Origin of the sequence: Pseudomonas sp. 2822-17 (assembly GCF_002742485.1) — a bacterium.
Lineage (GTDB): Bacteria > Pseudomonadota > Gammaproteobacteria > Pseudomonadales > Pseudomonadaceae > Aquipseudomonas > Aquipseudomonas cyclaminis.
The window spans coordinates 83,980-108,771 of the sequence record NZ_LJRZ01000049.1 but is presented as its reverse complement, the minus strand read 5'-3'; the positions used below and the strand labels follow the sequence as shown (position 1 = coordinate 108,771).

Here is a 24,792-nt window from a genome sequence, read left to right as displayed (position 1 = left end):
TCTGATGACCGATGCCATTCGTTACGAAAAAGGCCAGGACCGGATCGTGGTGCTGACCCTCGACATGCCAGGCCAGAGCGCCAACACCATGAACAGTGTTTACCGCGAGGCCATGGCCGCCACGGTCCTGCGCCTGGAGTCGGAAAAGGACCACATCGCCGGTGTAATTATCACCTCGGCCAAGAAGACCTTTTTCGCCGGCGGTGACCTCAATGAACTGATCAAGGTCGACAAGGCCCACGCCAAGGATTTCTACGACAACGTGCAGCTGCTCAAAGCACAACTGCGCCGCCTGGAAACCCTCGGTAAGCCGGTGGTGGCTGCAATCAATGGTGCAGCCCTGGGCGGCGGCTGGGAGATTTGCCTGGCGTGTCATTACCGCGTCGCGCTGGACGACACATCGGTGCAGCTTGGCTTGCCGGAAGTCACCCTCGGCTTGCTGCCGGGCGGCGGTGGCGTGGTGCGTATGGTGCGCATGCTGGGATTGGAAAAAGCCCTGCCGTATTTGCTGGAAGGTAAAAAAGTACGGCCGCAGCAGGCGCTGCTGGCCGGGTTGATCAACGAGTTGGCGGTGGGCCGCGATGAGCTGCTGGCCAAGTCCCGCGCCTGGATTCTCGGCAATCCAGAGGCTAAACAACCCTGGGACAATAAGGCGTACCAGATTCCCGGCGGCACACCCTCGAACCCAAAAGTCGCGCAGATGCTGGCGATTGCACCGTCGATCCTGCGCAGCAAAACCAACGGCTGTTTCCCGGCCCCGGAGAAAATCCTCTGTGCCGCCGTTGAAGGCGCCCAGGTGGACTTCGACACCGCGCACCTGATCGAAACCCGTTACTTCACCGAGCTGGTCACCGGGCAAGTGGCGAAAAACATGATCGGCACCTTCTGGTTCCAGCTCAATGACATCAACGCCGGCCGCTCGCGGCCCCAGGGCTTTGCACCTTATGTGACTCGTAAAGTGGGTGTGCTGGGCGCCGGGATGATGGGGGCGGGAATCGCCTATGTCAGCGCCTGCGCAGGGATCGAGGTGGTGCTCAAGGACATCCACCTTGCTGCCGCCGAGAAGGGCAAGGCTCACTCGGCCGCGCTGCTGGACAAGCAGGTTGGCCGTGGGCAATTGACCGCCGAGCAGCGGGAAACCACTTTGGCGCGGATTTATCCTACGGATTCGGATGCTGATTTGGCAGGCTGCGACCTGATCATCGAGGCCGTCTTTGAAGACCGCGAACTCAAGGCCAAGGTGTCAGCCGCCGCCCAGAGCGTGGTCGGCGCCGATGCGGTAATCGCCTCCAATACCTCCACCTTGCCCATCAGCGGCCTGGCCAAGGCCGTGCCGGAGCAAGGCAGATTTATCGGCCTGCATTTCTTCAGCCCGGTGGACAAGATGCCCCTGGTAGAAATCATCAAGGGCGCGCAGACCTCGGACGAAACCCTGGCCCGAGGGTTCGATTTCGTCATGCAAATCAAGAAGACTCCGATTGTGGTCAACGACAGTCGCGGCTTTTTCACGTCGCGGGTGTTTGGCACGTTCACCAACGAGGGCATCGCCATGCTGGGTGAAGGTGTGGCTGCGCCGATGATCGAGACCGAGGCGCGCAAGGCCGGTATGCCGGTGGGGCCGCTGGCGGTTTCCGATGAAGTGTCCCTCAGCCTGATGAGCCATATCCGACAGCAGGCGGCGAAGGATCTGCAAGTCGAAGGTAAGTCGGTGCCCGGGCATCCGGCAACGGCGGTCATCGATCTGTTGGTGAATGAGTACAAGCGCACAGGCAAGGCGGCGGGAGGCGGTTTTTACGAATACCCCGCAGGAGGGCAGAAGTACTTGTGGCCTGAGTTGAAACACCGCTTTGAACGGCCCGGCCAGCGGATTTCAGCGCAAGATGTGCGCGACCGATTGCTGTTTATCCAGGCCATCGAAACCGTGCGCTGCGTGGAGGAGGGCGTGTTGATGTCCACGGCTGATGCCAACGTCGGTTCTATCTTTGGGATTGGTTTCGCGGCGTGGAGCGGCGGCGCGTTGCAGTTTATCAATCAGTACGGTTTGAATGATTTCATTGCCAGGGCGCGCTACTTGGCTGAACAGTACGGTGAGCGGTTTGCGCCGCCGGTGTTGTTGCTGGAGAAAGCGGCGAGGGGTGAAGTGTTTCGGTGATCAAGGGAGGGGCTTGCCTTGAAGGGGTGTTTCAAGGCAGGCTCTGGGTGTTCAATATTCCCATCGCCGTGTCAGGTATTTTTTATGTCGCTACGCGTCTGCATCCTGGAAACCGATATCCTGCGTCCAGGTTTGATCGATCAGTACCAAGGTTACGGGCAGATGTTCAAGCGCCTGTTCTCCAAGCAGCCGATTGCCGCCGAATTTGTGGTCTACAACGTGGTGCAGGGCGAATACCCGTCAGACGACGAGGTGTTTGACGCCTACCTCGTGACGGGCAGCAAGGCCGACTCCTTCGGCACCGACCCCTGGATCCAGACCCTCAGGACCTACCTGCTGAAGCGCTATGAACGTGGCGACAAATTACTCGGCATCTGCTTCGGCCATCAATTGTTGGCATTGCTGCTGGGCGGCAAGACCGAGCGCGCCAGCAAAGGCTGGGGCATGGGCATCCACGACTACAAACTCGACGCCAAGGCCCCGTGGATGAGCCCTGAGGTGCCCGAGTTGACGCTGCTGATCAGTCATCAGGATCAGGTCACCACCTTGCCGGACAATGCCACGGTGATTGCTTCCAGCGATTTTTGCCCGTTCGCCGCTTACCACATCGGCGATCAGGTACTGTGCTTCCAGGGCCACCCGGAGTTTATCCACGATTATTCCCGCGAACTGCTGGAGGTTCTTCAGACAACCCTGGGTGAAACGGTCTACACGAACGGCGTCGCCAGCTTGGAGCGCGACCACCACGGCGCCACCGTGGCGGAATGGATGATGCGCTTTGTCGCGCACAAAGCCTAAAGCCAGCCCGAGCGTTTGAAACTGGCCCACAGGCTGGTGCACCCCACCGCGATAAACCCGAGTACCGCAAAATAGCCGTAGTGCCATTGCAGCTCGGGCATGTTCTGGAAGTTCATCCCATAAATCCCTGCCACCGCGGTGGGGAATGCCAGGATCGCCGCCCATGCCGCGAACTTGCGCTGTACCACGCTCTGGCGCGACGCCTCCAGCAATACACCGATCTCGATGGTCTGGCTGGCGATGTCGCGCAGGGTGGTGAGGTCTTCCATCTGCCGGGTCACGTGGATCTGCACATCACGGAAGTACGGGCGCATGTTCTTGTCGATAAACGGGAAACTCAGCTTCTGCAACTCCTGGCTGATCTCCACCATCGGCGCCACATGGCGCTTGAGCCGCAGCACATCGCGGCGCAGGCCATGGATCTTCTGGATATCGCGCTCGCTCAATGAGCTGCACAGCACGTTGCGCTCCAGTTCATCGATCTCGGCGTGGATCGCCTCGCTGACCGGCTGGTAGTTTTCGGTGACGAAATCCAGCAACGCATACAGTACGAAATCTTCCCCGTGCTCCAACAACAGTGGCCGTGCCTCACAGCGTTGGCGCACAAAGCCGTAGGACGCCGAATGCCCATTGCGTGCGGTAATGATGTAGCCATTGCCGGCAAAGATATGGGTCTCGATAAACTCCAGCTTGCCGTTCTCGCGCACCGGTGAGTAAGTGACGATAAACAGCGCATCGCCGAAGGTTTCGAGCTTGGGGCGGCTGTGTTTTTCCAGCGCGTCTTCGATGGCCAGTTCATGCAGGTTGAACTGGCGTTGCAGGTTGGCCAGCTCCTGGGCGTCGGGCTCTTCCAGGCCGATCCACACAAAGTGCCCGGGCTTGGCGGCCCAGGCGGCGCCTTCATCAAGGGTGATATCAGTGACTTTCTTACCGGCGCTGTAGACGGCGGCCGCAACAACTCTACCCATGGTGCTGATCACTTCTTGTTAGGAGGACAGATGTTGGGCAGCTTAGCCTGAATGACGTTCCGTTGTAGCCGCCGTTGCGGTGCGCTTTGTGTGGCGAGCGAGCTGGCTCGTGCTGGGGTGCGAAGCGCGCCTCAACGGTGTTCAGGCGGATTGCACTTCGCGATCCATCTGCGCAATACATTCATCCATCTGCGCCTGACACGCCTGCATCAACGCCGGGACGTCATCCACCGTCAGCCCGGCTGTAGGAACTGGCGGCAACGAACGTATGAGCACATCACCACTGTTCCAGCGATTGAGCTTCATATGGACAACATAATTGCTGACGCACACCTGCACGATGGGTACGCCCGCCGCAATCGCCATGTGAAACGCGCCTTTCTTGAAGGGCAGCAGGCCCTTGCCCAGATTGCGCGTGCCTTCCGGGAACACCCAGATCGACGTGTCTTTGTGTTGCAGCGTATGGGTGGTGGTCAACATCGCACGACGCGCCTTGTGCGCATTGCCGCGGTCAATCAACACATTGCCCGCCAGCCAGAACAACTGGCCGAACAACGGCACCCATTTCAGGCTCTTTTTCGCGATACACACCGTGCGGTAGGGCACCACATTGCCGACCACGAACAGGTCATAGTTGGACTGGTGGTTGGCGATCACCACACAGGTGCCGGGCTTGTTGCGCAACGAGTCGACATCGGCCTTCACGTTCAGCCCCAAGATGCGCATTGCGGGCAGTGCATATAAACGCGCGCACAGCCGACTGTTGTCCGGGTTGAACGGCCGGCAGATACCCAGCAGCACCCCCAGCACGCCCGCCACCATAAAGTGCAGGCTCATCAACAACATACGCAGCAGAAAAAGCATCGACACGGCCTATCGGGACAAAAGGTGGCGCAGTGTACGGATGTGCACTGTCTTCGGCAATTAGCCGGGTAGAGGTCGGAGATAGGCGATGTTTAAGTGCATGTTTCAACATGTGCCAACACTGGCTGGCTAGAGCGGTTGAGGGCGTTTCGGATTTGCGTGTAAGAAAAAGCCCGACACAAGGTCGGGCTCTGGCACAGCAGGTGTGGGATTTAGCTCAGGTTGTGCCCCTGATCCTGAATAATCGCATCGTCCAAGGCTTCAAGCAGAGCCTTACGCACCTTCAGCTTAGTGTGCTTGTGGGCGTTCATATTGATCTTTTTCAACTGGCGCGCCGCTTCCAGTGCGGCCGCGTGCAACTCTTCAGGCGCCACCACCTTATCGAGGAAACCGGCCTGCAATGCGCCCTGCGGGTCAAACATCTCGGCATTGATCACCGAGCGGTGGAACGCCGACTTACGCAGGCGATCCCGCGCCAGCTCGATCCCGGCGTGGTGCATGGTCATGCCGATCGCCACTTCATTCAGGCCGATGCTGAACGGGCCCTCCACACCAATCCGGTAATCCGCCGACAGCAACAGGAACGCGCCCTTGGCCACCGCATGCCCAGGGCACGCCACAATCACCGGGAAGGGGTGCGACAACAGGCGGCGCGCCAACGTCGAGCCCGACGTCACCAGGCCGATGGCCTCTTTAGGGCCTGCCGTCATCACCTTCAAATCATAACCACCCGACAAAATCCCCGGCGTCCCGGTGATCACCACCACTGCCCGATCTTTCTCGGCCTGATCCAGCGCCGTATTAAACGCACTGACCACATCCGGAGAAATGGCATTCACCTTGCCATTGCTCAGGGTCAGGGTCGCAATACCGTCTTCGAGGTGGTAGGCAATCAACTCACTCATGACGCGGTTCCTTGTAGGACTTGTTATAGAAGAATGCAGCAGACGTTACCCACCACGCCTGCCCCGGTAAAGCGCCGTGACTGACTGGCCAGTCAGCCTTTTCCCGCATTCCCGGTCGCAAATGGCCTGCAACAGGGCACAGCACCCAGCCTAGACCATCAAAACCCTGCCCGAGATTGGCACAATCACCGCGCTGTACCGGGACCATTCCTGCATAACTGCCTAACCGCATGAAAATTCTCAAAAAAACCTTTGCCATCAGAAAGGCTTTCGACTACATTAGCGCGCCTCGACAGACTGAACTTGTTTGACGAGATACGGTGAAGTGTCCGAGTGGCTTAAGGAGCACGCCTGGAAAGTGTGTATACAAGAAATTGTATCGAGAGTTCGAATCTCTCCTTCACCGCCAAATTCGATATAAACAAAACCCCTGGTTTCGAAAGAAGCCAGGGGTTTTGTGATTTCTGGGGATTGAAAAGGCTTGGCGTCTGGATTGCCCTGTCGTCCTGTCCGTGCAGAGCGGTGCAATTTCACTGAGTACGGCAGCATCGCTTCTGGTTTCGCTGGCATAGAAGCCTGAAGGGTTTGGTATCCAGCATGTGAAACCGCTGTTGTGCTAGGGAAAATTTTTCTCTAGCATCTGCCCTCATGGCTACCCTTCACGGTGAACGAAACTGGAAAATAAAAATCTATCCCGACGACCACGCGCCGCCGCATTTTCATGTGCAGACGCCAAATGGTGAGTCGTTGGTTCAGATAGAAGGGCTGGTGGTGATCGGCTCGGGCGCTGACGCCAAGGCATTGAAAGCCGTCCTGCTTTGGGCAAAAGCCCATGTCGCTGATCTTAAGCGCGTATGGGATGAACAAAACCGGAGGAACTGACTTATGACCAGCAAGCTTCGCATCTCTGCTGTGCGACCAGTTGCCGGCAAGCATGCCTTAGAGATCGAGTGGAGTAACGGCAAGCGACACACGGTTGATCTCGTTGATCATATAAATACTTTTCCCGTTCTCAAGCCGCTTCTGGATCTGGCTCGATTCGGCCAAGCCGAGGTGGGGGAGTGGGGCTTTGATGTGACATGGGGTGATGACCTTGAACTGTCATCCGTCACGCTTCACCGTTTGGCGTTGGAGCAATCTGGCGAGGTCATGCTGACGCAGGATTTCAGAGCGTGGATGCTGAGTAACAATTTGTCCCTTTCCGCAGCGGCTGTGGAGCTGGGTTTCTCTCGCAGGACTATCACGGCTTATAGCAGTGGTGCTGCGTTGATTCCTAAGCACGTGGGTTTGGCGTGCAGGGGATGGGAGTATGAGCGCAAGGGTTATACGGGGCGCCACGCATAAGCCGGGCCTGTATTGCATAACGAAGGGCGGCCCATTGAGCCGCCTTGATTCATCCTGTGGTGACCCCGCTTCTAATGCCTATGCCGATGATGCACATCCGGAAAATGCGCATGACTATGCCTCACCGGGCTGTGCACATGCACATGGCTGTGGGGCACATCCGGATCCCACTCAAACCCATGCTCATGCTGATGATGTTCATCATGCACATGCCGATGTCCGTGTTCCGTCGCCTCATGCTGATGTTCATGGGCGTGCCGCTCCGTCAGGTGCAGCCACACGCCCACGGCCATCAGCGCTGAAGCGATCCAGAACGCCGTCGTCACCGATTCCCCCAACACCAGCATTGCAATCGCGGCACCCAGGAACGGTGCGGTCGAAAAGTATGCCCCGGTGCGTGCACTGCCCAGTCCACGCAATGCCAGTACAAACATGACCAGGCTGATGCCATACCCTAGAAATCCAACCAGCAAGATCGGCGCGAGTTGTGCCGCTCCGGGGATCTGCGCGCCGAGATAGAGCGCCACTGCCGCATTTACTACACCTGCGATCAACCCCTTGGTACTTGCGATAAACAACGCGTCGGATGCCGACACTTTGCGCGTCAGGTTGTTGTCGATGCCCCAACACAAGCAGGCGAGCGCGACTGCCAGGGGGCCTGTCCAGTCATGGCTGCTGCCACCGCCTTCGGGCCATGACAGCGCAACGCCGCCCAACACAATTGCGATCATCCCAAGCACGATTCGGCGGTCGGCGTTTTCTCTGAATACCAGCCAGGCGATCACGGCGGTCAACACCGATTCGAGGTTGAGCATCAGGGACGCGGTCGCGCCAGTGGTGCGGGTGAGGCCGAACATCAGGGCCACGGGGCCGAGGATGCCGCCGAAGGCGATGGCGCCGAGCAGCCATGGCCATTCGGTGGGGGTGAGGCCGGAGGATTTCCAGCCGCGGTCACGGACAAGGCGTACGCCGGCGAGTCCGATGCCGCTGCCGAGGTAGAGCAGGCCGGCGAGCAACACCGGTGAAAGACCCAGGCCGAGATTTTTGGCAAGCGGGGTACTGGCGCCGAACAGGGCGGCTGCCGCCAGCGCGTAAACAATGCTGAGGTTCATGGGCACTTCCTCGAAAGGTGGACCCATGATACGTCGCTCGCCCTGGTTAAATCTTCGGCAGTTAAGCGAGTAAGTCTTCGTAGAAAGCGCCGTAAGGTCTGCTCGGGTGCGCGATCTGGATCTCCAGGATCCACAACCTGGCATTGGGGTAGTGCTCGAAATCTCCCAGGTCGCCGCCGCGATGAATGGCCTGGGCGTAGCACATGCGGACACCGGTCTCTCCTTGATAGCGCTATGACATTTACTATATAGCGATTGAGGTAGCGGGCCCAAATGAAAATATCAAAGATGCAGCCCGGCCAGGCTGCCTAACACCACTGCCACGCCCGCCGCCGTATACGCCATGCGCTTCAACCACTCCTTGCGTGTGAGCAACGTAATCGCCGCCAACGAAATCGCGATCTGAATCGCGGTCATCGCCTGGGCCCAGCGGTGGTGCTGGTGCAAAGCCTGCTCTGATTTTTCATCCCATTCCCGCGAGGTGGCCTCAAGCTTTTCTGCCTGCTGGCGCACGTCTTCCTTCTGGCTTTTGTAGCGTTCGATTTCATCCTTGTAATGCGCGGCGTCCACGCCCGGAATATGGGTGGCCAGTTCCGCCAGGTTCTGGCGGCTGGATTTGGCCTGGTAGTAGTTCCACTGGTTGGCGGCTTCGGTCTTGAAGATGGCCGCGTTGTTTTTGTCCATCGCCGCTTCGCTTTCGGTGGAGCCGGCCTGGTAGCTGAGCATGGCGCCGAGGGTGGCCATCAGCGCGGTCATGACGGCGATGCGGCTGGCGAAATTGTCCCCGCGTGCGTGGGCATGTTCAGTGGTGTGTTCGATGTGTTTTTCGTGGGGGCTGGGGACTTCGAAGGCTTCGGACATGGTGGCGGCTATGAACGGACTGAGGGGGTCTGATTCTTCACCTCTGCGGCTGTCTCAAGCCTGTACGTAACGCCGAATCAGCTGCGTATACACCGCGATGTTGATCAACAACACCAAGGCACCCAGCCCCAGTTGAATCTGCGGGGTCAGCCCCGCTGGGTAGATGAGCGCAACAATGTAGTGTTCGATAAACCCGCCGCCATAGCCGTCTTGACCGGCGAGATGGCGAAGCAGGTTTTCCCAGCGCGTCAGTGGGCAGGGCAGGTGGAAAACCTCGACGGCCACGCCCCACGCGGCGGCGGGCAGGTGCAGCCAGATAACCGGCCGCCACTTTAGGGCCAGCAGCCCGCCGAACAAGACGAACAGGATGAAGCAAAGGTGGAACAGCACGAGGCTGTCGGCAGCTAGGCGGTAGAGCATTGTGTGTGCTTCAAAAGGGGGAGGGCATAGTCTAAAGGGTTGCCCGCAGGTAAGTGGGGCCGTTATTGTGCTGAATCCTTTTAGTCCTTCGCCCCAAGGATCTGTTGTGATGAATCCACCGCGTACCGTTGCCCCGATCAAGGCTGTGATTTTCGATATGGACGGGTTGTTGCTGGACACTGAAGGCATCTACACCGAAGTCACGCAGATCATCGCCGAGCGTTATGGCCGTACCTATGACTGGGGGATCAAACAGCACATTATTGGTCGCGGGGCGCAGGACTTGGCGGAGTACGTGGTCAAGGCCCTGGACTTGCCGATTACGCCGGCCGAGTTTCTGAAAATTCGCGAACCGTTGATGAGTGAACGTTTTCCCAGGGCTCTGGGCATGCCCGGTGCGGAGGCGTTGGTGCGGCATTTGAAGGCGCACAATATTCCGATTGCCGTGGGCACCAGTTCGTCGCGCAATTCGTTTGGTCACAAAACCACGTTGCACCGCGAGTGGTTCAGCCTGTTCGGTACCATTGTCACCGCCGACGACCCCGAGGTGGGCGCCGCGAAACCTGCGCCGGATATTTTCCTCACCGCCGCCCGCCGCCTGGGTGTGGCGCCGCAGGATTGCCTGGTGTTTGAAGATTCACCGTTCGGCGTCACCGCTGCGAAGGCCGCTCATATGACCGCCATCGCCGTGCCCGATGAAGCCATGGCTGACAGCAAGTACCACCACGCCGACCAGATCATCCGCAAGCTGGCGGACTTTGACCTGGCGGTTTATGGTTTGCCACCGATGTCCTGATTCACCGCAGGGCAGAAAATGTGGGACGGAGCCCCTCCCACATTTGATTTCATTGCTCCCGAACTATCAGGCGCTGAACCCGCCATCAATGGTCAGGCTGGCACCGGTGATATACCCCGCTTCCGGCCCGGCCAGGTACGCCACGAAACTGGCGATCTCTTCCACATGCCCGTAACGCCCCACCGCCATCAGCGCCATCAGGCTCTCGGCAAAATCGCTGTTCGCCGGGTTCATATCCGTGTCCACCGGCCCAGGTTGCACATTATTGATGGTGATGCCCCGCGGCCCCAGGTCCCGCGCCAGACCCTTGGTCAACCCCACCAGCGCCGCCTTGCTCATCGCATACGGCCCGCCACCGCCAAATGGCATGCGCTCGGCATTGGTGCTGCCGATGTTGATCACGCGGCCACCTTCACCCATATGTTTTGCCGCTTCCTGGGTAGCGATAAACACGCTGCGCACGTTGATTGCCAGGGTCTGGTCGAAGTCTTCCAGCTTGAAGTCTTCCAGCGGTGCGATGGCCAGTACGCCCGCGTTGTTCACCAGAATATCCAGGCGTCCAAAGGCTTCGACGGTGGCGTTGACTGCATTGCGAATCGCTGTCGCGTCTGCGCTGTCAGCGTGGATCGCCAGGGCTTTGCCGCCGGCACTGATCACGCTGTTTTGCAGTTCTTCGGCCTTGGCCGCCGAGCTGACGTAGGTAAAGGCGACGGTTGCACCTTGTGCGGCAAGGCGCTTGACGATGGCGGCGCCGATGCCGCGGGAACCGCCTTGAATCAAGGCGACTTTACCGCTGAGGTTGAGTGTGGTCATGTCGATCTCCTGGCTGTTCAAGGCGGTATGCCTTGTTGTTGGAGTCGAGTATCGACCTCACCCAACCCTACCGGTAGACCGTGGTTGCTATAGTCTGTGTAAACCAAAAGTTTAGAGTTGGTGCAGATGGAGAGCTTTGGCAGTATCGAATGCTTCGTGCGCAGCGCCGAAGGCGGCAGCTTTGCCGAAGCGGCGCGGCACCTTAGCCTGACTCCGGCAGCGGTCGGTAAAAGTGTCGCCAAGCTGGAAGCGCGCCTCGGTGTGCGGCTGTTCCAGCGCAGTACCCGGCGCCTTACGCTGACCGAAGCGGGCAAGCTGTTCCTCGAAGAGGTCAGCGGCAGCCTCACCACCATCCAGAACGCCGTGGCCAACCTGGCCAGTGCCGAAGGGCGGCCGGTGGGCACGCTCAAAGTCAGCATGGGCACGGTGTTCGGCAATCGTTATGTGGTGCCGCTGCTGGGGGAGTTTATGCGCCGCTTTCCGGATATCAGTCCGGACTGGCATTTTGATAACCGCCAGGTCGATCTGATCGACCAAGGCTTCGATGCTGCAATTGGCGGTGGTTTTGAGCTGCCCCAGGGCGTGGTGGCGCGCAGGTTGACCCCGGCGCATCGGGTACTGGTGGCGTCTGCTGCTTACCTGGCGCAGTGCCCGCCGGTAGTGGCGCCCGAGGACCTGGCGCACTGCGATGGCATCCTCATCCGCTCGCCGCAGACCGGCCGCGTACGCTCCTGGCAATTGACCAGCCGCGAGCGTGAACACCGCCCGCTGGTGCTCAAGCCCGGCATGACCATGAGCGACTCCGAAGCCGCCTGCTGTGCCAGCGCCCAGGGTCTGGGCGTTGCGCTGGTGAGCATGCCGATGGCCGTGCCGTTCCTCGGCAGCGGCGCGGTGGTGCGGGTGTTGCCGGACTGGTATGTCGACGACGGCAATATTTCCATTTACTACGCCGAGCACAAGTTACTGCCCGGTAAAACCCGGGCGTTTGTGGATTTCATCATTGAGCGGTTTGCCGAGCAGGGTTTGGCACAACAATTCAGCGCGATCTAATGTGGGACGATTCCACATTTTGGACCTTCAGCGGCCGAACATGCCGGGCCAACCAATGAACCTCTTCGGCCGTGGCGTCGCATAAGTCCTGACCTTCGACGTCGACAACCCCAACCGCACCAGCGACTCGGCAATGGTCACCGCCGCCGTCACCCCATCCACCACCGGTACTCCGGTGCGTTGTCTGATCTGCTCATCCAATCCCGCCATGCCGCCGCAGCCCAGGCAGATCACCTCCGCTTTGTCCTCGCGAATGGCCAGTTCCGCCTGGCGCACGATGGCTTCCATGGCGGCCAATGGGTCTTCTTCCAGCTCCAGGACCGCCATGCCACTGGCCCGCACTGAGGCGCAGCGTTGGTACAGACCGGCGAGTTTCAGGCGGTCTTCAATCAGTGGCACCGTGCGGTCCAGGGTGGTCACCACCGAATAGGCATGGCCCAGGAACATCGCCGTGCTGGCGGCGGCTTCGGTGATGTCCACCACCGGTACGTTCAACAACTCCTGCAGGCCTTCGCGGCCATGTTCGCCGTAGCCGGCCTGGATCACGGCATCGAACGGCTGGTCGTAGGCCATGACCCGGTCCATCACGGCAATGGCGGCCAGGTAGCTTTCAAAGTTGCCTTCCACCGATTCGGCGCCGAAGAAAGGCGTGAGCCCGACAATCTCGGTGCCCGGTGACGCCACGCCCCGCGCTTGCTGGGCGATGGTGTCGGTAATGGATTCGGTGGTGTTGACGTTGACCACGAGGATGCGCATGGAATGTCCTTGTTTAATGACTGACGTTATCGACTGCAATGCTTTCGCCGCTGACATCGGCGTAGAACGGCTGGCGTTTGGCGATCAGCAGGTACAGCAGCCCTGCAATACCGGCGCCAAACAACCAGGAAAACGGCGAGACGCTGGCAAACCCTGGCAGCAGCGCCAGCAGAATGGCGATCACGGCTGCAGGAACAAACGCTGCCACCGCGCGTAAATTGACCCCTCGGCTGTAGTAATAAACGCCTTTCGGGTCTTCGCTGTACAACTGCGGTACGTCCACCTGGCTTTTACGGATCAGCCAGTAGTCGACCATGATCACCCCGTACAACGGCCCCAGCAGCGCGCCCAGGCCGGAGAGGAAGTACACGATCACCAGCGGGCTGTTGTAGAGATTCCACGGCAGGATCAACACCGCCACAGTGGCGCTGATCAGGCCGGCACGACGGAAGTTCAGGTACTTGGGCGCCAGGTTGCTCAGCACAAAGGCGGGCGCAACGAAGTTGGCCATGATGTTTACCGCCACGGTGACGATCAGGAACGCCAGGCAGCCCAGCACGAGGAAGAAGGTATTGGGGATGGCCGCGATGATTTCGGTCGGGCTTTCGATCACCCGGCCGTTGAGTTGGAACTGCCCGCCGCACAACAGCACGGTGATCGCGGCGAACACCAGGATGTTCACCGGCAGGCCCCAGAAGTTGCCGATCTGGATCGTCCTGCGGCAGGGCGAGGAACGGGCGAAGTCGCAGAAGTTGAGGATCAGCGTGCCGTAGATCGACAGCCACAGTGCGCCACCGGCAAAGATATTGCGCCACATCTCGCCACCGCTCAGCGGCTCGCGGATCGACCAGGCAATGTTGCCGCCCGCCTGGAAGTACATCCAGCCGGCCAGCGCGGCCACCGTCAGCAAAATCACCGGTCCGGCGAAGCCTTCATAACGCCGCACCATCTCCATGCCGTAGGCCAGGATCACCAGTTGCACGAACCAGATGGCCACAAAACACGCCCAGCCAAGGGATGACAGGCCGAGGATCGAGTTGTGGTCATAGTCAGCAAACCCTGGATGAATCGCCGTCAGCAGCACGCGGAAAACCACCGAGGCCAGGTAGGTCTGGATACCAAACCAGGCAATCGCAATCACTGCCCGGATCAACGCGGGAATCTGCGCGCCGTGAATGCCGAAACTGATGCGGCTGATTACCGGGAACGGAACACCGGTCTTCTGCCCCATATACCCCGAAAGGTTCATGAAAAAGTACACCAGCGCCGCACCGATCCCCAGGGACAGCAGGATCTGCCAACCGCCCAGTCCCAACGCATATAGGCCTATCGCGAACGAATAGTTGGCGATGTTGTGCACGTCGTTGGTCCACAGCGCAAAGATGCTGTAGCGCCCCCAGCGTCGGCCTTCGACCTTGGTTGGCGCGAGGTCTTTGTTGTGCAGGCGTGGGCTGAGCACCAAGGGGCCGGGGCTTGCGGCGTCTGGGTTCAGGGCAGAGGAGGGCAGATCCAGTGCGATATTGTTCGAGAGGCTTGTACGCATTCCGGCAGGCTCCAGCACATCTGCTGGAAGTCCGCAGACGGCAAAGTGTATGTAGGTTTTGTATTTATTGTATACAAAGCGCATTTAACCTTAAGCCACATACGTGCCAGTTTCCGATCTATGAAAATCGTGGGTAATTTCGTTTTTATAGGATGGTTAAATAAATAGCTGAATTCAAAGAGATATAAATTGACCGTTTGAACAGCTATTTATTTTTTGGTTGCGAGCGGTGGATTCACCGGAGCAATCGATAAGCCGGGGAGAGTGTTACGTTATGGTGCGGGTCAAGGCAGATTGCACACATAAATGGCACCGATGGTTACATGCGTGTGTACATCTCTAACACTCCACCCAAAACAAAATGTGGGAGGGGGCTTGCCCCCGATAGCGGTGTGTCAGTCACTGATGCAGTGCATGACACTCAGCCATCGGGGGCAAGCCCCCTCCCACATTTTCCAACTGCGTCAGCCCTTAGGCCTTGCTGATGATATTCCCCGCATGCAGCCCGCATTCCTTCTGCGTGGCCTCTTCCCACCACCAACGACCCTCTCGCTCATGCTGGTTCGGCAGCACAGGCCGGGTGCACGGCTCGCAGCCGATGCTGATAAACCCACGCTCATGCAGGCTGTTGTAAGGCAATTCCAGCATGCGGATGTACCCCCAGATCTCCTCGCTGCTCATCTGCGCCAGCGGGTTGAACTTGTACAGGGTGCGTTCCGGGGTGGAAAAGGCGGTATCGATCTCCAGCGCCGCCACCTGGCTGCGCGTGCCTGGGCTCTGGTCACGGCGTTGGCCGGTGGCCCAGGCCTTCACGCCGGACAGCTTGCGACGGAGCGGCTCGATCTTGCGCACGCCACAGCATTCGCCATGGCCGTCCTTATAGAAGCTGAACAGGCCCTTTTCCTTGACGAAGGGTTCCAGCTTGCTCTGGTCCGGCGAGATCAGTTCGATATCGATCTTGTAGAAGTCACGCACCTGCTCGATAAACCGGTAGGTCTCCGGGTGCAGGCGGCCGGTGTCGAGGCTGAACACCTTGACGTTCTTGTTCAGCTTCCAGGCCATGTCCACCAGCACCACGTCCTCGGCACCGCTGAAGGAGATCCACAGGTCATCGCCGAACTGGCTGAACGCCAGTTTGAGAATGTCCTGGGCGGATTTGTTGGCGTAAGTCGCGGCGAGTTCAGCGACATCGAAGGCTTGGTTCATCAGGACGGTTCCTACAGGTCAGTGGCGCTGAGCGCTCTATAGGGGAGCGATGGTATCAAAATCCGCTCTGCGTTGCGGCGGGGAGCTTGAATCGCTAGAGTTCGGCAGTCCTTTTGCTCGCTCAACCAATAACATCCAATAGGAGTGTCTTGTGGAAATTGCCTGTCTTGACCTGGAAGGGGTGCTGGTTCCGGAAATCTGGATCGCCTTCGCCGAAAAAACCGGTATTGAATCGCTGCGGGCCACCACCCGGGACATTCCCGACTACGACGTGCTGATGCAGCAACGTCTGCGTATCCTCGACGAACATGGCCTCAAGCTCGCCGACATCCAGGCCGTGATCGCCACGCTCAAGCCACTGGACGGCGCCATCGAATTCGTCAATTGGCTGCGCGAGCGTTTCCAGGTGGTGATTTTGTCCGACACCTTCTACGAATTCTCCCAGCCGCTGATGCGCCAACTGGGTTTCCCGACTCTGCTGTGCCACCGGCTGATCACCGACGAAACCGACCGCGTGGTGAGCTACCAACTGCGCCAGAAAGACCCCAAGCGCCAGTCGGTGCTGGCGTTCAAGACGCTCTACTACCGCGTGATCGCCGCCGGCGATTCCTACAACGACACCACCATGCTGGGTGAAGCGGACCGTGGGATCCTGTTCCATGCGCCGGAAAATGTGATCCGTGAGTTCCCGCAGTTTCCGGCGGTGCACACGTTTGAGGATCTGAAGAAAGAGTTCATCAAGGCGTCGAATCGGCAGTTGAGCCTGTAAGTCATTTTGTGATGCTGATGGCCCTATCGGGGGCAAGCCCCGCCATCGCTTATCCCTCTGCCAGCAACCGCTCGTAAGGAATGCTCAAGCCTTCATGCAGCCGCTTGATCATCGACAGGCTGAGCTTGCGCTTATGGTTCAACACCTCTGACACCCGTCCGCTGGTGCCGATGAATGGCTCCAGGTCGCGAGCCGTCATGCCGAGCTGCTCCATGCGAAACCGAATGGCTTCCACCGGATCAGAAGGTGGCATTGGAAAATGTTCCGCTTCGTACTTTTCAATGAGTACGGCAAGAATCTCCAGCTCGTCACCCTCTGGCGAGCCGATCTGCGCCCCCCAGAGCTGCTCCACCCGTGCGAGCGCAGCCGTCAGGTCTTCCTGGGAATGTATGGGTTTGATGTTCATTACACGGTCTCCACATTGATCTGGTCGTACTGCGCATGGGTCCCCACGAAACGGATGAACCCAAGTTGTCGCTGATAATCGATCGCCATGATCACTCGATACTTGTTGCCGCCGACGTTGAATACAACCCTGCCGCCTTTGAGGATGCTCGCTGTCCTGAGCTCTGCCTTCAGTGCTTGTGGCGTGGGATAAGTGGTCCTCCCGTTTTGGGAGATATTGGAGGTGGTGGCGTGGAGATGCAATCTCGGAATAATTCCTGACGAATAGGCAGTCGCTTCATGTGATCCAGGAAGTAGCTGTGTACTACAGGCTTTCCAAAGTGTGTAACAAAACCCGCACCTTCGTCAGCGACTCCTGATACTCCGCCTCCCACTCGGAATCCGCCACGATCCCACCGCCGCCCCAGCAGCACACCTGGCCGTCCTTGACCAGCAAACTACGGATGGCAATGGAGCTGTCCATCTCGCCGCGCACGTCCAGGTACACCAGCGAACCGCAATACAAACCGCGTCGGGTCGGTTCCAGTTCGTCGATGATCTGCATGGCGCGAATCTTCGGCGCGCCGGTGATGGAGCCGCCGGGGAAGCTGCCGGCGATCAGGTCGAGGGCGTCTTTGTCGTCGGCCAATTCGCCGATCACGCTGCTCACCAGGTGGTGCACGTTGGGGTAGCTTTCCAGGCTGAACAACTCCGGCACGCTCACCGAGCCGGTGCGGCAGGTGCGGCCGAGGTCATTGCGCAGCAGGTCGACGATCATCAGGTTTTCCGCGCGATCCTTGGGGCTGGCCAGCAGTTCGGTGGCGTGGGCGGCGTCTTCTTCAGGCGTAGCTCCGCGGGGGCGGGTGCCTTTGATCGGGCGGGTTTCGACCTGGCGTTCGCTGATGCGCACGAAACGCTCGGGTGACAGGCTCACTACCGCGCCGTTATTCGGCAGGCTCTGGAACCCGGAGAAGGGCGTCGGGCAGGCTTCGCGCAAGGCGCAATAGGCGACCCAGGGATCACCGCTGCACGGTGCGCGAAAACGCTGGGCGAAGTTGACCTGATAGCAGTCGCCGGCCTGGATGTAGTCCTGGATGCGTTCAATGGCCAGGCGGTAAGCCGCGACGCTGAGATCCGCTGCCATGGGGCCCTGCAATGTGAAGCGTGCAGGGGCGGCGGCAACGTCACCGCTGAACAAGGTGATCAGCCGCTGCCGTTCGCTATCGGCCAGCGCCGGGTGAAATACCAGTTGGCTGGTCTGCGCCGAGTGATCACTGATCAGTGCCCAGGCATACAGCCCGAAACGCGCATCCGGCAGGTGCAAATCATCCACGGCCAGCTGGGGCAGCTGTTCCAAGTGTCGGCCAAAGTCGTAGCTCAGGTAGCCGATCAAGCCGCCGGCAAACGGCAACTCGTAGCCGTCGGGCAATCTCGCCTCACCCAGCTGTGAAAGGTTTTTCCGTAACCGCTGTAGGAAGTGGCTGCCGCTTTCGTCGGGATCCACCGCTAGAGTCGCCTCAGGCCAGGCGCTGAGCAGGTCATAACGACCGCGTTCGGCCGCCGGTCGACCGCTGTCGAGCAGCACCGCGCCGGGGGCATGGCGAATCGCCGCAAAGTACTCGGCGGGGTTGGCCCGATAGGGCAGCGGGTGTACGGAACAGGTCGACATGCGAGGGTGGATCAGCCAAGGCGCGGGGGAGGGGATTGTAGTCCCCCGTAGGGCTTGCTCCTAGGGGGGATGTCGGGGATAGACAGATTGAAGGCTGGATCAGCCCTCTACAGGGGGAATATGCCCAAACATTTCCTGCACGAACTTGACTCGCTCTTCCGGGGTTTCCGTCACGCCGGCGGCTTTCAGCGCTTCCAGTCGTGCTTCTACCGCGTGGGTGCGCAAGGTCAGGCCGCAGTCGTTGGCGATCTGGATGTTCAGCCCTGGCCGCGCATTCAGTTCGAGGATCAGCGGGCCTTTTTCCTGATCCAGCACCATGTCCACACCGATATAGCCCAGCCCGCACAGCTCGTAACAGCCAGCGGCCAGTTTCATGAAGCCGTCCCAGTTGGGCAGTTGCACGCCATCCACCGCATTGGTGGTATCGGGGTGTTTGGTGATGATGTTGTTCAGCCAGGTGCCGCGCAGGGTCAGGCCGGTGGCCAGGTCCACACCGACGCCAATCGCGCCCTGGTGCAGGTTGGCCTTGCCGCCGGATTGGCGGGTCGGCAAGCGCAACATGGCCATCACCGGGTAGCCCATCAGCACAATGATGCGGATATCCGGCACGCCTTCGTAACTGATGCTCTTGAAGATCTGGTCGGGCACCACGCGGTACTCGATCAGCGCACGGTCGCGGTGGCCGCCCAGGGAATACAGGCCGGTGAGGATGCTGGAAATCTGATGTTCGATTTCCTCATGGCTGATGATCTTGCCGGACACCGTGCGATAGCGCCCTTCGAAACGGTCGGCTACCACCAAAATACCGTCGCCGCCCGCGCCCTGGGCCGGCTTGATCACGAAGTCGCTGCGCCCGCCGATAATTTCATCGAGCTTGTCGATTTCTTTTTCGGTCGAGATCACCCCGTACATTTCCGGCACATGGATGCCGGCAGCGATCGCCCGTTCCTTGGTGATGATCTTGTCATCCACGATCGGGTACAGGCTGCGTTTGTTGTACTTGAGCACGTAGTCGGCATTACGCCGGTTGATGCCCATGATTCCCCGCGCTTCCAGGGCTTTCCAGGTCTTCCAGAAGCCGAACATTATGAGTCAGCCTTCAAGAACGCCTTGAAACGCACCAACTCGGTCAGGCGGTAGCCGCGATAACGACCCATGGCCAGCATGAAGCCCACCAGGATCAAAAGGATCGCGGGGAAGGTGAACACGAAGTACACCAGCTCGGGCACGCTCATGATCAGGTGCGCCAGGGAAGCAGCGAACAACGTACCAATCGCCACCTTGAGCGCATGGTTGGCCCCGCGCTCTTCCCAGGTGATCGACAGGCGTTCGATGGTCATGGTCAGGATCACCATCGGGAACAGCGCCACCGACAGCCCGCGTTCCAGGCCGAGTTTATGGCTGAACAGGCTGATGGCCGCGATAAGCACCACCACGAATGTCAGCACCACCGACAGTCGCGGCAGCATCTGCAACTTCAAGTGTTCCAGGTAGGACCGCAGCGACAGCCCCAGCGCCGTGATGATCGTAAACAGCACAATCCCGAAGCCCAGCTGCGTTTCGCGGAACGCCAGGGCAATCAGCACCGGCGTGAACGTGCCCAGGGTCTGCAGGCCGATCAAGTTGCGCAGGATCAGAATCACCAGCACGCCAATCGGGATCATCACCATGATCATGAACGTCTGCTGGGTTTGCAGCGGCAGGCCATACAGCGAGTATTCGAGGAAGTTGGCGTCGGTGTTCTCGTCGGTCAGCTTGGCCAGGCGAATTGCGTTCATTTCGCTGTTGTTCAGACTGAACGTCACCATGGCCTTCTTGCCGCCGTCGACCGTGATCAGGTTTTCATCGCCGGTCCACCACAGCAGGCGGTCGGTGGGCAGGCCCTGTTCGCCGGTTTCCGGATTGAAGTACAGCCAGTCATTGCCATTGAAGCTGCGCAGCCACAGTTCCGGGGATTGCGGCTGGTCGGCGACCAGGCGGATGGTGTGGACCTTTTCCACCGGCACATGGGCTATCGACAGCAGCAACTCGACGATCTTGGCCTTGTGCGGTACGGAAGGGTCGCCCGCCAGCAGCAGCTTCACATTGTCGTCGTTGAGGTTGTTGGTGCGCTTGATGGCTTCGGTAATAAAGGTTTCGACGTCGGCCGAGTGCTGGCGGATCGGCGCCAGCAGGGCTTCGGCGGCGATTTTTTCAGGGCCTTCCACGGCAATGCTGTCGCGGAAGGTCGGGCCCTTGATCTTGGTTTTTTCGCCGCTGTAACGCTTGGTCAGCACCAGGCGGTAATACAGGGTCTGGTTACCCTTGGCCCGGCGGGCAGACCAGGTGACCTTGCGGTTGCCGTCGGTACGGTTGACGCTCACCCCGTAGTTATTCGAGATAAAACTCTCATTGAGGCTGACAAAGTCGCGGCTCAACGGCGGCACGAACATCTGGATCTTTACCGGGTCCTTCGGGTTGGCGACGAACTCGACCTTGGCGTCGATGTTCCACAGGTCGTCGGTGGCGTCCTCGGTGACAGGAATGCCCAGCACGAAGATCTGGTAGGCGGTGACCGAAATACCCAGCACCACCAGGATGGCGATCAGGATTTTCAGGTGCAGGGTAAGAGAGCGCATTCGGTTTACTCGGCGGTATGAGCGTCGGCGGCGCAGGCGGGTTTGCCTGCTGCGTATTTAAGACTGGGGTCGACCAGCGCATCAAAGCGTTTCAACGCTTCGGAGCCGATCAGCAGCGGGTATTGGAATGCGCTGCGGTCAGTCAAGTTCACTTCGATGCTGCGTAAAGCGGTGCCCATGCAGATATCCAGGGCAATCACTGGTCGGGCGGTGTAGTTCTTGTCCTCATCGGGGTCGTAATCGCCGGCACGGCGCTTGATCTTGCTGACGCGGGCCAGGGGGCGTTCGATGGGGTGGGAATGGGCGGTGTCGATCGCCAGGTAGAAACGCACCCAGGATTCGCCGTTGCGCTTGAAACGCTTGATATCGCGGGCGCTGAGGGAGGCGGTCTTGGCGCCGGTGTCCAGCTTGGCGGCGACTTCCAGGTTGATGCCAGCCAATTGGGCGTATTCGTTGAGGCCATACACGGTCTTCTCGGCGGCAACGCCAAGGCCCGGTACGAACAGTAGGCAAAACAGGGAAAAGGGCTTGAGTCTCATAGATCCTGAGGCGATGCAGTGCGATGTTCAATTCAAGGCGACTGGCATTACTGCGCAAGCTCCCTCGTGCGCCGTTTCATCCAATGATGTCAGGCAAATTCGGCGGGCATTCTAACATGATGCTTTTTTGGCGCCAGCGCTGGCAGGCGGCCATGCCTTGAGAGAGGTTAGCCGTGGTTATTAGACGATTGTCGACAATGTGGATTTATTCTTTGACTATGCAGGTCTGATTAGCTAGTTTTTGCCACATTGCTTTTAAAGGTGTCGACAATATGCTGGATCAGCTGCAAACGCCGGTGGTGGCGCAGGACGATTCCCAGACCATGTCCGAGAACGTCTTCCGGCGCATCCAGGCCGCCATCGTCAAGGGTGAGATTGCCCCCGGCAGCAAGATTTCCGAGCCTGAGCTGGCGCGCACCTACGGCATCAGCCGTGGCCCGTTGCGCGAGGCGATCCATCGCCTGGAAGGCCAGCGCCTGCTGGTCCGCGTGCCTCACGTCGGCGCTAGAGTGGTGTCCTTGAGCCACGCCGAGCTGGTCGAGCTGTATGAGATCCGCGAGTCCCTGGAAGGCATGGCCTGCCGCCTAGCCGCCGAGCGCATGACTGACGCTGAAATCGAAGAGCTGCGCCAGGTGCTGCACACCCACGAACGGGATGCCGCGTTCCAGGCCGGTGTCGGCTATTACCAGCAGGAAGGCGACTTCGATTTTCATTACCGGATCATTCAAGGCGCCGGTAACCGCACCCTGACCCAAATGCTTTGCGGCGAGCTGTACCAGTTGGTGCGCATGTACCGCATCCAGTTCTCCGCCACTCCCAATCGTCCACGCCAGGCCTTTGCCGAGCACCACCGCATTCTTGATGCGATTGCCGATCGCGACGGTGAACTGGCCGAACTGCTGATGCGCCGTCATATCGGCGCGTCCAAACGCAACATTGCCCGTCACTTCCCGGACGGTGCCCCTGATAGAGGTGAGTCATGAGTTCGAATAATAAAAGCACACCCGGCCAGCGTTTCCGTGACGCGGTCGCCAGCGAACAGCCGTTGCAGGTCGTCGGCGCAATCAACGCCAACCATGCGCTGCTGGCCAAGCGTGCGGGCTTCAAGGCGATTTATCTGTCGGGCGGCGGCGTTGCGGCCGGCTCCCTGGGCGTGCCTGACCTGGGCATCACCGGCCTGGACGACGTGCTCACCGACGTACGCCGCATCACCGACGTGTGTGACCTGCCGCTGCTGGTGGACGTGGACACCGGTTTCGGCTCGTCGGCGTTCAACGTGGCGCGCACCGTCAAGTCGATGATCAAGTTCGGCGCCGCTGCTATTCATATCGAAGACCAGGTCGGTGCCAAGCGCTGCGGTCATCGCCCGAACAAAGAAATCGTGTCCCAGCAGGAAATGGTCGACCGCATCAAGGCCGCCGTGGATGCGCGCACGGATGACAGCTTCGTGATCATGGCGCGCACCGACGCCCTCGCCGTCGAGGGCCTGGAGTCCGCGCTGGAGCGCGCCGCCGCCTGTATCGAGGCCGGCGCCGACATGGTGTTCCCGGAGGCCATCACCGAACTTGAGATGTACAAGCTGTTTGCCGCCCGGGTGAAAGCGCCGATCCTGGCCAACATCACTGAATTCGGTTCGACCCCGCTGTACACCACCGAACAGTTGAAATCTGCCGATGTTTCCCTGGTGCTGTACCCGCTCTCGGCCTTCCGCGCCATGAACAAGGCCGCCGAGAACGTCTACACCGCGATCCGTCGCGACGGCACCCAACAGAACGTGATCGACACCATGCAAACCCGCATGGAGCTTTACGACCGCATCGACTACCACACCTTCGAGCAGAAGCTCGACGCGCTGTTCGCCGCGAAAAAGTAACGAACGGCCTCCCTGAATAACTACAAGATTGGAGAACGAACATGGCTGAAGCAAAAGTATTGAGTGGTGCCGGCCTGCGTGGTCAGGTAGCCGGGCAGACTGCATTGTCCACCGTGGGCCAGGCCGGTGCCGGCCTGACCTATCGCGGCTACGACGTGCGTGAACTGGCCGCCGAAGCGCAGTTTGAAGAAGTTGCCTACCTGCTGCTGTACGGCGAACTGCCGACCCAGGCCGAACTGGCCGCCTACAGCAAAAAGCTGAGCACGCTGCGCGACCTGCCCCAGGCCCTGAAGGAAGTGCTGGAACGCATCCCCGCCGACGCCCACCCGATGGACGTGATGCGCACCGGTTGCTCGTTCCTGGGCAATATCGAACCCGAGAAAGACTTCAGTGTGCAGCGCGATGTCACCGACCGCCTGCTCGCCGCCTTCCCGGCGATCATGTGCTACTGGTACCGCTTCAGCCACGACGGCAAGCGCATCGACTGCGTGACCGACGAGCCGAGCATCGGTGGCCACTTCCTGCACCTGCTGCACGGCAAGAAGCCGAGCGAGCTGCATGAAAAGGTCATGAACGTGTCGCTGATCCTTTACGCCGAGCACGAATTCAACGCCTCGACCTTCACCGCCCGCGTGTGTGCCTCGACCCTGTCCGACCTCTACTCCTGCGTCACCGCCGCCATCGGCTCCCTGCGTGGCCCGCTGCACGGCGGTGCCAACGAAGCGGCGATGGAAATGATCGAGCGCTTCTCCTCGGCCGAAGAGGCGGTGGAAGGCACCCTCGGCATGCTGGCGCGCAAAGACAAGATCATGGGCTTTGGCCATGCGATCTACAAAGACAACGACCCGCGCAATGAAGTGATCAAGGGCTGGGCGAAAAAGCTCGCCGATGAAGTGGGCGACACGGTGCTGTTCCCGGTCTCCGAAGCCATCGACAAGACCATGTGGGAGCAGAAGAAACTGTTCCCCAACGCCGACTTCTACCATGCCTCGGCGTACCACTTCATGGGCATCCCGACCAAGCTGTTCACGCCGATCTTCGTCTGCTCACGCCTCACCGGCTGGGCCGCGCATGTGTTCGAGCAGCGTGCCAACAACCGCATCATCCGTCCAAGCGCCGAGTACACCGGCGTAGAACAGCGCAAGTTCGTGCCAATCGAACGTCGCTGAAGACCGGCGATTCCAGGGTTGGAATGAGCTCAAAAGTGGGAGGGGGCTTGCCCCCGATAGCAGTGTGTCATTCAACACATGTATCAACTGATACACCGCCATCGGGGGCAAGCCCCCTCCCACATTTTGATTCCATTCCAGCCTCGGATCGGCGCAGGTCTTCCTTTTTGCAATTATCGTGAC

General features: G+C 59.6%; 26 protein-coding genes, 1 tRNA gene and 1 pseudogene. 11 read left to right on the top strand and 17 right to left on the bottom strand.

Annotated features, from left to right (window positions below):
* Positions 1-4 precede the first annotated feature (4 nt).
* Together AOA60_RS00655 and AOA60_RS00650 are read left to right on the top strand one after the other, a co-directional pair.
* Positions 5-2,152 carry a 3-hydroxyacyl-CoA dehydrogenase NAD-binding domain-containing protein gene (locus AOA60_RS00655; protein WP_099582737.1) on the top strand — a complete coding sequence of 716 codons (2,148 nt, stop codon included), beginning with the start codon at positions 5-7 and terminating at the stop codon, positions 2,150-2,152.
* An 84-nt stretch (positions 2,153-2,236) separates the two neighbouring features.
* Positions 2,237-2,950, top strand: coding sequence for an amidotransferase (locus AOA60_RS00650; RefSeq protein ID WP_099582736.1), 714 nt, complete (start codon positions 2,237-2,239; stop codon positions 2,948-2,950).
* Here the strand turns inward: AOA60_RS00650 and AOA60_RS00645 are convergent.
* The 3 genes from AOA60_RS00645 to AOA60_RS00635 form a co-directional block, all read right to left on the bottom strand.
* On the bottom strand, positions 2,947-3,918 hold the full coding sequence (locus AOA60_RS00645) for a magnesium and cobalt transport protein CorA (protein WP_099582735.1): 972 nt from the start codon (positions 3,916-3,918) through the stop codon (positions 2,947-2,949). The two genes, AOA60_RS00650 and AOA60_RS00645, sit on opposite strands and share 4 nt — an antisense overlap.
* A gap of 141 nt (positions 3,919-4,059) precedes the next feature.
* Complete coding sequence (locus AOA60_RS00640; protein WP_099582734.1) at positions 4,060-4,782, bottom strand: 1-acylglycerol-3-phosphate O-acyltransferase; 723 nt, start codon at positions 4,780-4,782, stop codon at positions 4,060-4,062.
* Between the two features lie 212 nt (positions 4,783-4,994).
* Positions 4,995-5,687, bottom strand: coding sequence for a crotonase/enoyl-CoA hydratase family protein (locus AOA60_RS00635; protein WP_032887461.1), 693 nt, complete (start codon positions 5,685-5,687; stop codon positions 4,995-4,997).
* 319 nt (positions 5,688-6,006) lie between these two features.
* Between AOA60_RS00635 and AOA60_RS00630 the strand changes: the two genes are divergently transcribed.
* The 3 genes from AOA60_RS00630 (at position 6,007) to AOA60_RS00620 (ending at position 7,031) form a co-directional block, all read left to right on the top strand.
* A tRNA-Ser gene (locus AOA60_RS00630) sits at positions 6,007-6,096 on the top strand.
* 239 nt (positions 6,097-6,335) lie between these two features.
* Positions 6,336-6,569 (top strand): DUF4160 domain-containing protein, encoded by a 234-nt coding sequence (locus tag AOA60_RS00625; protein ID WP_099582733.1) that lies wholly within the window; start codon positions 6,336-6,338, stop codon positions 6,567-6,569.
* 3 nt (positions 6,570-6,572) lie between these two features.
* A complete protein-coding gene (locus AOA60_RS00620) occupies positions 6,573-7,031 on the top strand; it encodes a DUF2442 domain-containing protein (protein ID WP_099582732.1) in 459 nt (152 codons plus the stop codon).
* A 71-nt stretch (positions 7,032-7,102) separates the two neighbouring features.
* Here the strand turns inward: AOA60_RS00620 and AOA60_RS00615 are convergent, their stop codons facing one another.
* The 4 genes and pseudogenes from AOA60_RS00615 to AOA60_RS00600 form a co-directional block, all read right to left on the bottom strand.
* Positions 7,103-8,143, bottom strand: coding sequence for a DMT family transporter (locus AOA60_RS00615; RefSeq protein WP_099582731.1), 1,041 nt, complete (start codon positions 8,141-8,143; stop codon positions 7,103-7,105).
* 61 nt (positions 8,144-8,204) lie between these two features.
* Positions 8,205-8,333: pseudogene (locus tag AOA60_RS00610) on the bottom strand ((Fe-S)-binding protein); the annotation flags it as partial.
* 92 nt (positions 8,334-8,425) lie between these two features.
* Entirely contained in the window at positions 8,426-9,004 is a 579-nt protein-coding gene (locus tag AOA60_RS00605) for a DUF4337 domain-containing protein (RefSeq protein WP_099582730.1), read from the bottom strand.
* Positions 9,005-9,058: 54 nt separating this feature from the next.
* Positions 9,059-9,424 (bottom strand): DUF2784 domain-containing protein, encoded by a 366-nt coding sequence (locus AOA60_RS00600; protein WP_099582729.1) that lies wholly within the window; start codon positions 9,422-9,424, stop codon positions 9,059-9,061.
* Positions 9,425-9,533: 109 nt separating this feature from the next.
* Between AOA60_RS00600 and AOA60_RS00595 the strand changes: the two genes are divergently transcribed.
* Positions 9,534-10,220, top strand: a complete 687-nt coding sequence (locus tag AOA60_RS00595) for an HAD-IA family hydrolase (RefSeq protein WP_099582728.1) — start codon at positions 9,534-9,536, stop codon at positions 10,218-10,220.
* A 66-nt stretch (positions 10,221-10,286) separates the two neighbouring features.
* On the opposite strand, the gene AOA60_RS00590 is transcribed toward AOA60_RS00595, so the two are convergent.
* Positions 10,287-11,033 (bottom strand): 3-oxoacyl-ACP reductase family protein, encoded by a 747-nt coding sequence (locus AOA60_RS00590; protein WP_099582727.1) that lies wholly within the window; start codon positions 11,031-11,033, stop codon positions 10,287-10,289.
* A 126-nt stretch (positions 11,034-11,159) separates the two neighbouring features.
* On the opposite strand from AOA60_RS00590, the gene AOA60_RS00585 reads away from it, so the two are divergent.
* Entirely contained in the window at positions 11,160-12,083 is a 924-nt protein-coding gene (locus AOA60_RS00585) for a LysR family transcriptional regulator (RefSeq protein ID WP_099582726.1), read from the top strand.
* Between the two features lie 27 nt (positions 12,084-12,110).
* Here AOA60_RS00585 and AOA60_RS00580 read toward each other — a convergent pair whose 3' ends face one another.
* The 3 genes from AOA60_RS00580 to AOA60_RS00570 all read right to left on the bottom strand — a co-directional run bounded on the left by AOA60_RS00580 (position 12,111) and on the right by AOA60_RS00570 (position 15,588).
* On the bottom strand, positions 12,111-12,839 hold the full coding sequence (locus tag AOA60_RS00580) for an aspartate/glutamate racemase family protein (protein ID WP_099582725.1): 729 nt from the start codon (positions 12,837-12,839) through the stop codon (positions 12,111-12,113).
* Positions 12,840-12,852: 13 nt separating this feature from the next.
* Positions 12,853-14,382: an NCS1 family nucleobase:cation symporter-1 gene (locus AOA60_RS00575; RefSeq protein WP_099582724.1), complete on the bottom strand. Its 1,530-nt coding sequence runs from the start codon at positions 14,380-14,382 to the stop codon at positions 12,853-12,855.
* Between the two features lie 471 nt (positions 14,383-14,853).
* A complete protein-coding gene (locus AOA60_RS00570) occupies positions 14,854-15,588 on the bottom strand; it encodes a phosphoadenylyl-sulfate reductase (RefSeq protein WP_099582723.1) in 735 nt (244 codons plus the stop codon).
* Positions 15,589-15,739: 151 nt separating this feature from the next.
* Between AOA60_RS00570 and thrH the strand changes: the two genes are divergently transcribed.
* Positions 15,740-16,357 (top strand): bifunctional phosphoserine phosphatase/homoserine phosphotransferase ThrH, encoded by a 618-nt coding sequence (gene thrH / locus AOA60_RS00565; RefSeq protein WP_099582722.1) that lies wholly within the window; start codon positions 15,740-15,742, stop codon positions 16,355-16,357.
* 49 nt (positions 16,358-16,406) lie between these two features.
* Here the strand turns inward: thrH and AOA60_RS00560 are convergent, their stop codons facing one another.
* From AOA60_RS00560 to AOA60_RS00535, 6 genes are all read right to left on the bottom strand, one after another.
* Positions 16,407-16,763 carry a type II toxin-antitoxin system HigA family antitoxin gene (locus AOA60_RS00560; protein WP_099582721.1) on the bottom strand — a complete coding sequence of 119 codons (357 nt, stop codon included), beginning with the start codon at positions 16,761-16,763 and terminating at the stop codon, positions 16,407-16,409.
* Positions 16,763-17,005 (bottom strand): type II toxin-antitoxin system HigB family toxin, encoded by a 243-nt coding sequence (locus tag AOA60_RS00555; RefSeq protein ID WP_256592775.1) that lies wholly within the window; start codon positions 17,003-17,005, stop codon positions 16,763-16,765. Before AOA60_RS00555 ends, AOA60_RS00560 begins: the two co-directional genes overlap by 1 nt.
* A gap of 61 nt (positions 17,006-17,066) precedes the next feature.
* Positions 17,067-18,410 carry an aminodeoxychorismate synthase component I gene (pabB, locus tag AOA60_RS00550; RefSeq protein ID WP_099582720.1) on the bottom strand — a complete coding sequence of 448 codons (1,344 nt, stop codon included), beginning with the start codon at positions 18,408-18,410 and terminating at the stop codon, positions 17,067-17,069.
* A 99-nt stretch (positions 18,411-18,509) separates the two neighbouring features.
* Positions 18,510-19,496, bottom strand: a complete 987-nt coding sequence (locus AOA60_RS00545; RefSeq protein ID WP_032887562.1) for an alpha-L-glutamate ligase-like protein — start codon at positions 19,494-19,496, stop codon at positions 18,510-18,512.
* The gene (locus AOA60_RS00540) at positions 19,496-21,028 is read right to left on the bottom strand and encodes an inactive transglutaminase family protein (RefSeq protein ID WP_099582719.1); all 1,533 of its coding nucleotides are present in this window, start codon (positions 21,026-21,028) and stop codon (positions 19,496-19,498) included. The genes AOA60_RS00545 and AOA60_RS00540 overlap by 1 nt, the downstream gene beginning before the upstream one ends.
* 5 nt (positions 21,029-21,033) lie before the next feature.
* Entirely contained in the window at positions 21,034-21,567 is a 534-nt protein-coding gene (locus tag AOA60_RS00535) for an ATP-dependent zinc protease (protein ID WP_099582718.1), read from the bottom strand.
* A 272-nt stretch (positions 21,568-21,839) separates the two neighbouring features.
* On the opposite strand from AOA60_RS00535, the gene AOA60_RS00530 reads away from it, so the two are divergent.
* The 3 genes from AOA60_RS00530 to prpC are packed head-to-tail and all read left to right on the top strand — an operon-like array spanning position 21,840 to position 24,609.
* Entirely contained in the window at positions 21,840-22,550 is a 711-nt protein-coding gene (locus tag AOA60_RS00530; protein ID WP_099582717.1) for a GntR family transcriptional regulator, read from the top strand.
* On the top strand, positions 22,547-23,440 hold the full coding sequence (gene prpB / locus AOA60_RS00525; protein WP_099582716.1) for a methylisocitrate lyase: 894 nt from the start codon (positions 22,547-22,549) through the stop codon (positions 23,438-23,440). The genes AOA60_RS00530 and prpB overlap by 4 nt, the downstream gene beginning before the upstream one ends.
* Positions 23,441-23,481: 41 nt before the next feature.
* Positions 23,482-24,609, top strand: coding sequence for a 2-methylcitrate synthase (gene prpC, locus AOA60_RS00520; protein ID WP_099582715.1), 1,128 nt, complete (start codon positions 23,482-23,484; stop codon positions 24,607-24,609).
* The last annotated feature ends 183 nt before the right edge of the window (positions 24,610-24,792 follow it).

Excerpts from the sequence above, each read along its gene's own strand:
- AOA60_RS00580 (WP_099582725.1), bottom strand. The coding sequence starts at position 12,839 with ATGCGCATCCTCGTGGTCAACGTCAACACCACCGAATCCATTACCGAC.
- AOA60_RS00650 (WP_099582736.1), top strand. The coding sequence starts at position 2,237 with ATGTCGCTACGCGTCTGCATCCTGGAAACCGATATCCTGCGTCCAGGT.
- AOA60_RS00620 (WP_099582732.1), top strand. The coding sequence starts at position 6,573 with ATGACCAGCAAGCTTCGCATCTCTGCTGTGCGACCAGTTGCCGGCAAG.
- AOA60_RS00635 (WP_032887461.1), bottom strand. The coding sequence starts at position 5,687 with ATGAGTGAGTTGATTGCCTACCACCTCGAAGACGGTATTGCGACCCTG.
- AOA60_RS00585 (WP_099582726.1), top strand. The coding sequence starts at position 11,160 with ATGGAGAGCTTTGGCAGTATCGAATGCTTCGTGCGCAGCGCCGAAGGC.
- AOA60_RS00645 (WP_099582735.1), bottom strand. The coding sequence starts at position 3,918 with ATGGGTAGAGTTGTTGCGGCCGCCGTCTACAGCGCCGGTAAGAAAGTC.
- AOA60_RS00615 (WP_099582731.1), bottom strand. The coding sequence starts at position 8,143 with ATGAACCTCAGCATTGTTTACGCGCTGGCGGCAGCCGCCCTGTTCGGC.
- AOA60_RS00625 (WP_099582733.1), top strand. The coding sequence starts at position 6,336 with ATGGCTACCCTTCACGGTGAACGAAACTGGAAAATAAAAATCTATCCC.
- AOA60_RS00655 (WP_099582737.1), top strand. The coding sequence starts at position 5 with ATGACCGATGCCATTCGTTACGAAAAAGGCCAGGACCGGATCGTGGTG.
- prpB (WP_099582716.1), top strand. The coding sequence starts at position 22,547 with ATGAGTTCGAATAATAAAAGCACACCCGGCCAGCGTTTCCGTGACGCG.
- AOA60_RS00540 (WP_099582719.1), bottom strand. The coding sequence starts at position 21,028 with ATGCGCTCTCTTACCCTGCACCTGAAAATCCTGATCGCCATCCTGGTG.
- prpC (WP_099582715.1), top strand. The coding sequence starts at position 23,482 with ATGGCTGAAGCAAAAGTATTGAGTGGTGCCGGCCTGCGTGGTCAGGTA.
- AOA60_RS00605 (WP_099582730.1), bottom strand. The coding sequence starts at position 9,004 with ATGTCCGAAGCCTTCGAAGTCCCCAGCCCCCACGAAAAACACATCGAA.
- AOA60_RS00560 (WP_099582721.1), bottom strand. The coding sequence starts at position 16,763 with ATGAACATCAAACCCATACATTCCCAGGAAGACCTGACGGCTGCGCTC.
- AOA60_RS00545 (WP_032887562.1), bottom strand. The coding sequence starts at position 19,496 with ATGTTCGGCTTCTGGAAGACCTGGAAAGCCCTGGAAGCGCGGGGAATC.
- pabB (WP_099582720.1), bottom strand. The coding sequence starts at position 18,410 with ATGTCGACCTGTTCCGTACACCCGCTGCCCTATCGGGCCAACCCCGCC.
- AOA60_RS00600 (WP_099582729.1), bottom strand. The coding sequence starts at position 9,424 with ATGCTCTACCGCCTAGCTGCCGACAGCCTCGTGCTGTTCCACCTTTGC.
- AOA60_RS00530 (WP_099582717.1), top strand. The coding sequence starts at position 21,840 with ATGCTGGATCAGCTGCAAACGCCGGTGGTGGCGCAGGACGATTCCCAG.
- AOA60_RS00535 (WP_099582718.1), bottom strand. The coding sequence starts at position 21,567 with ATGAGACTCAAGCCCTTTTCCCTGTTTTGCCTACTGTTCGTACCGGGC.
- AOA60_RS00640 (WP_099582734.1), bottom strand. The coding sequence starts at position 4,782 with ATGCTTTTTCTGCTGCGTATGTTGTTGATGAGCCTGCACTTTATGGTG.
- AOA60_RS00595 (WP_099582728.1), top strand. The coding sequence starts at position 9,534 with ATGAATCCACCGCGTACCGTTGCCCCGATCAAGGCTGTGATTTTCGAT.
- AOA60_RS00590 (WP_099582727.1), bottom strand. The coding sequence starts at position 11,033 with ATGACCACACTCAACCTCAGCGGTAAAGTCGCCTTGATTCAAGGCGGT.
- AOA60_RS00575 (WP_099582724.1), bottom strand. The coding sequence starts at position 14,382 with ATGCGTACAAGCCTCTCGAACAATATCGCACTGGATCTGCCCTCCTCT.
- AOA60_RS00570 (WP_099582723.1), bottom strand. The coding sequence starts at position 15,588 with ATGAACCAAGCCTTCGATGTCGCTGAACTCGCCGCGACTTACGCCAAC.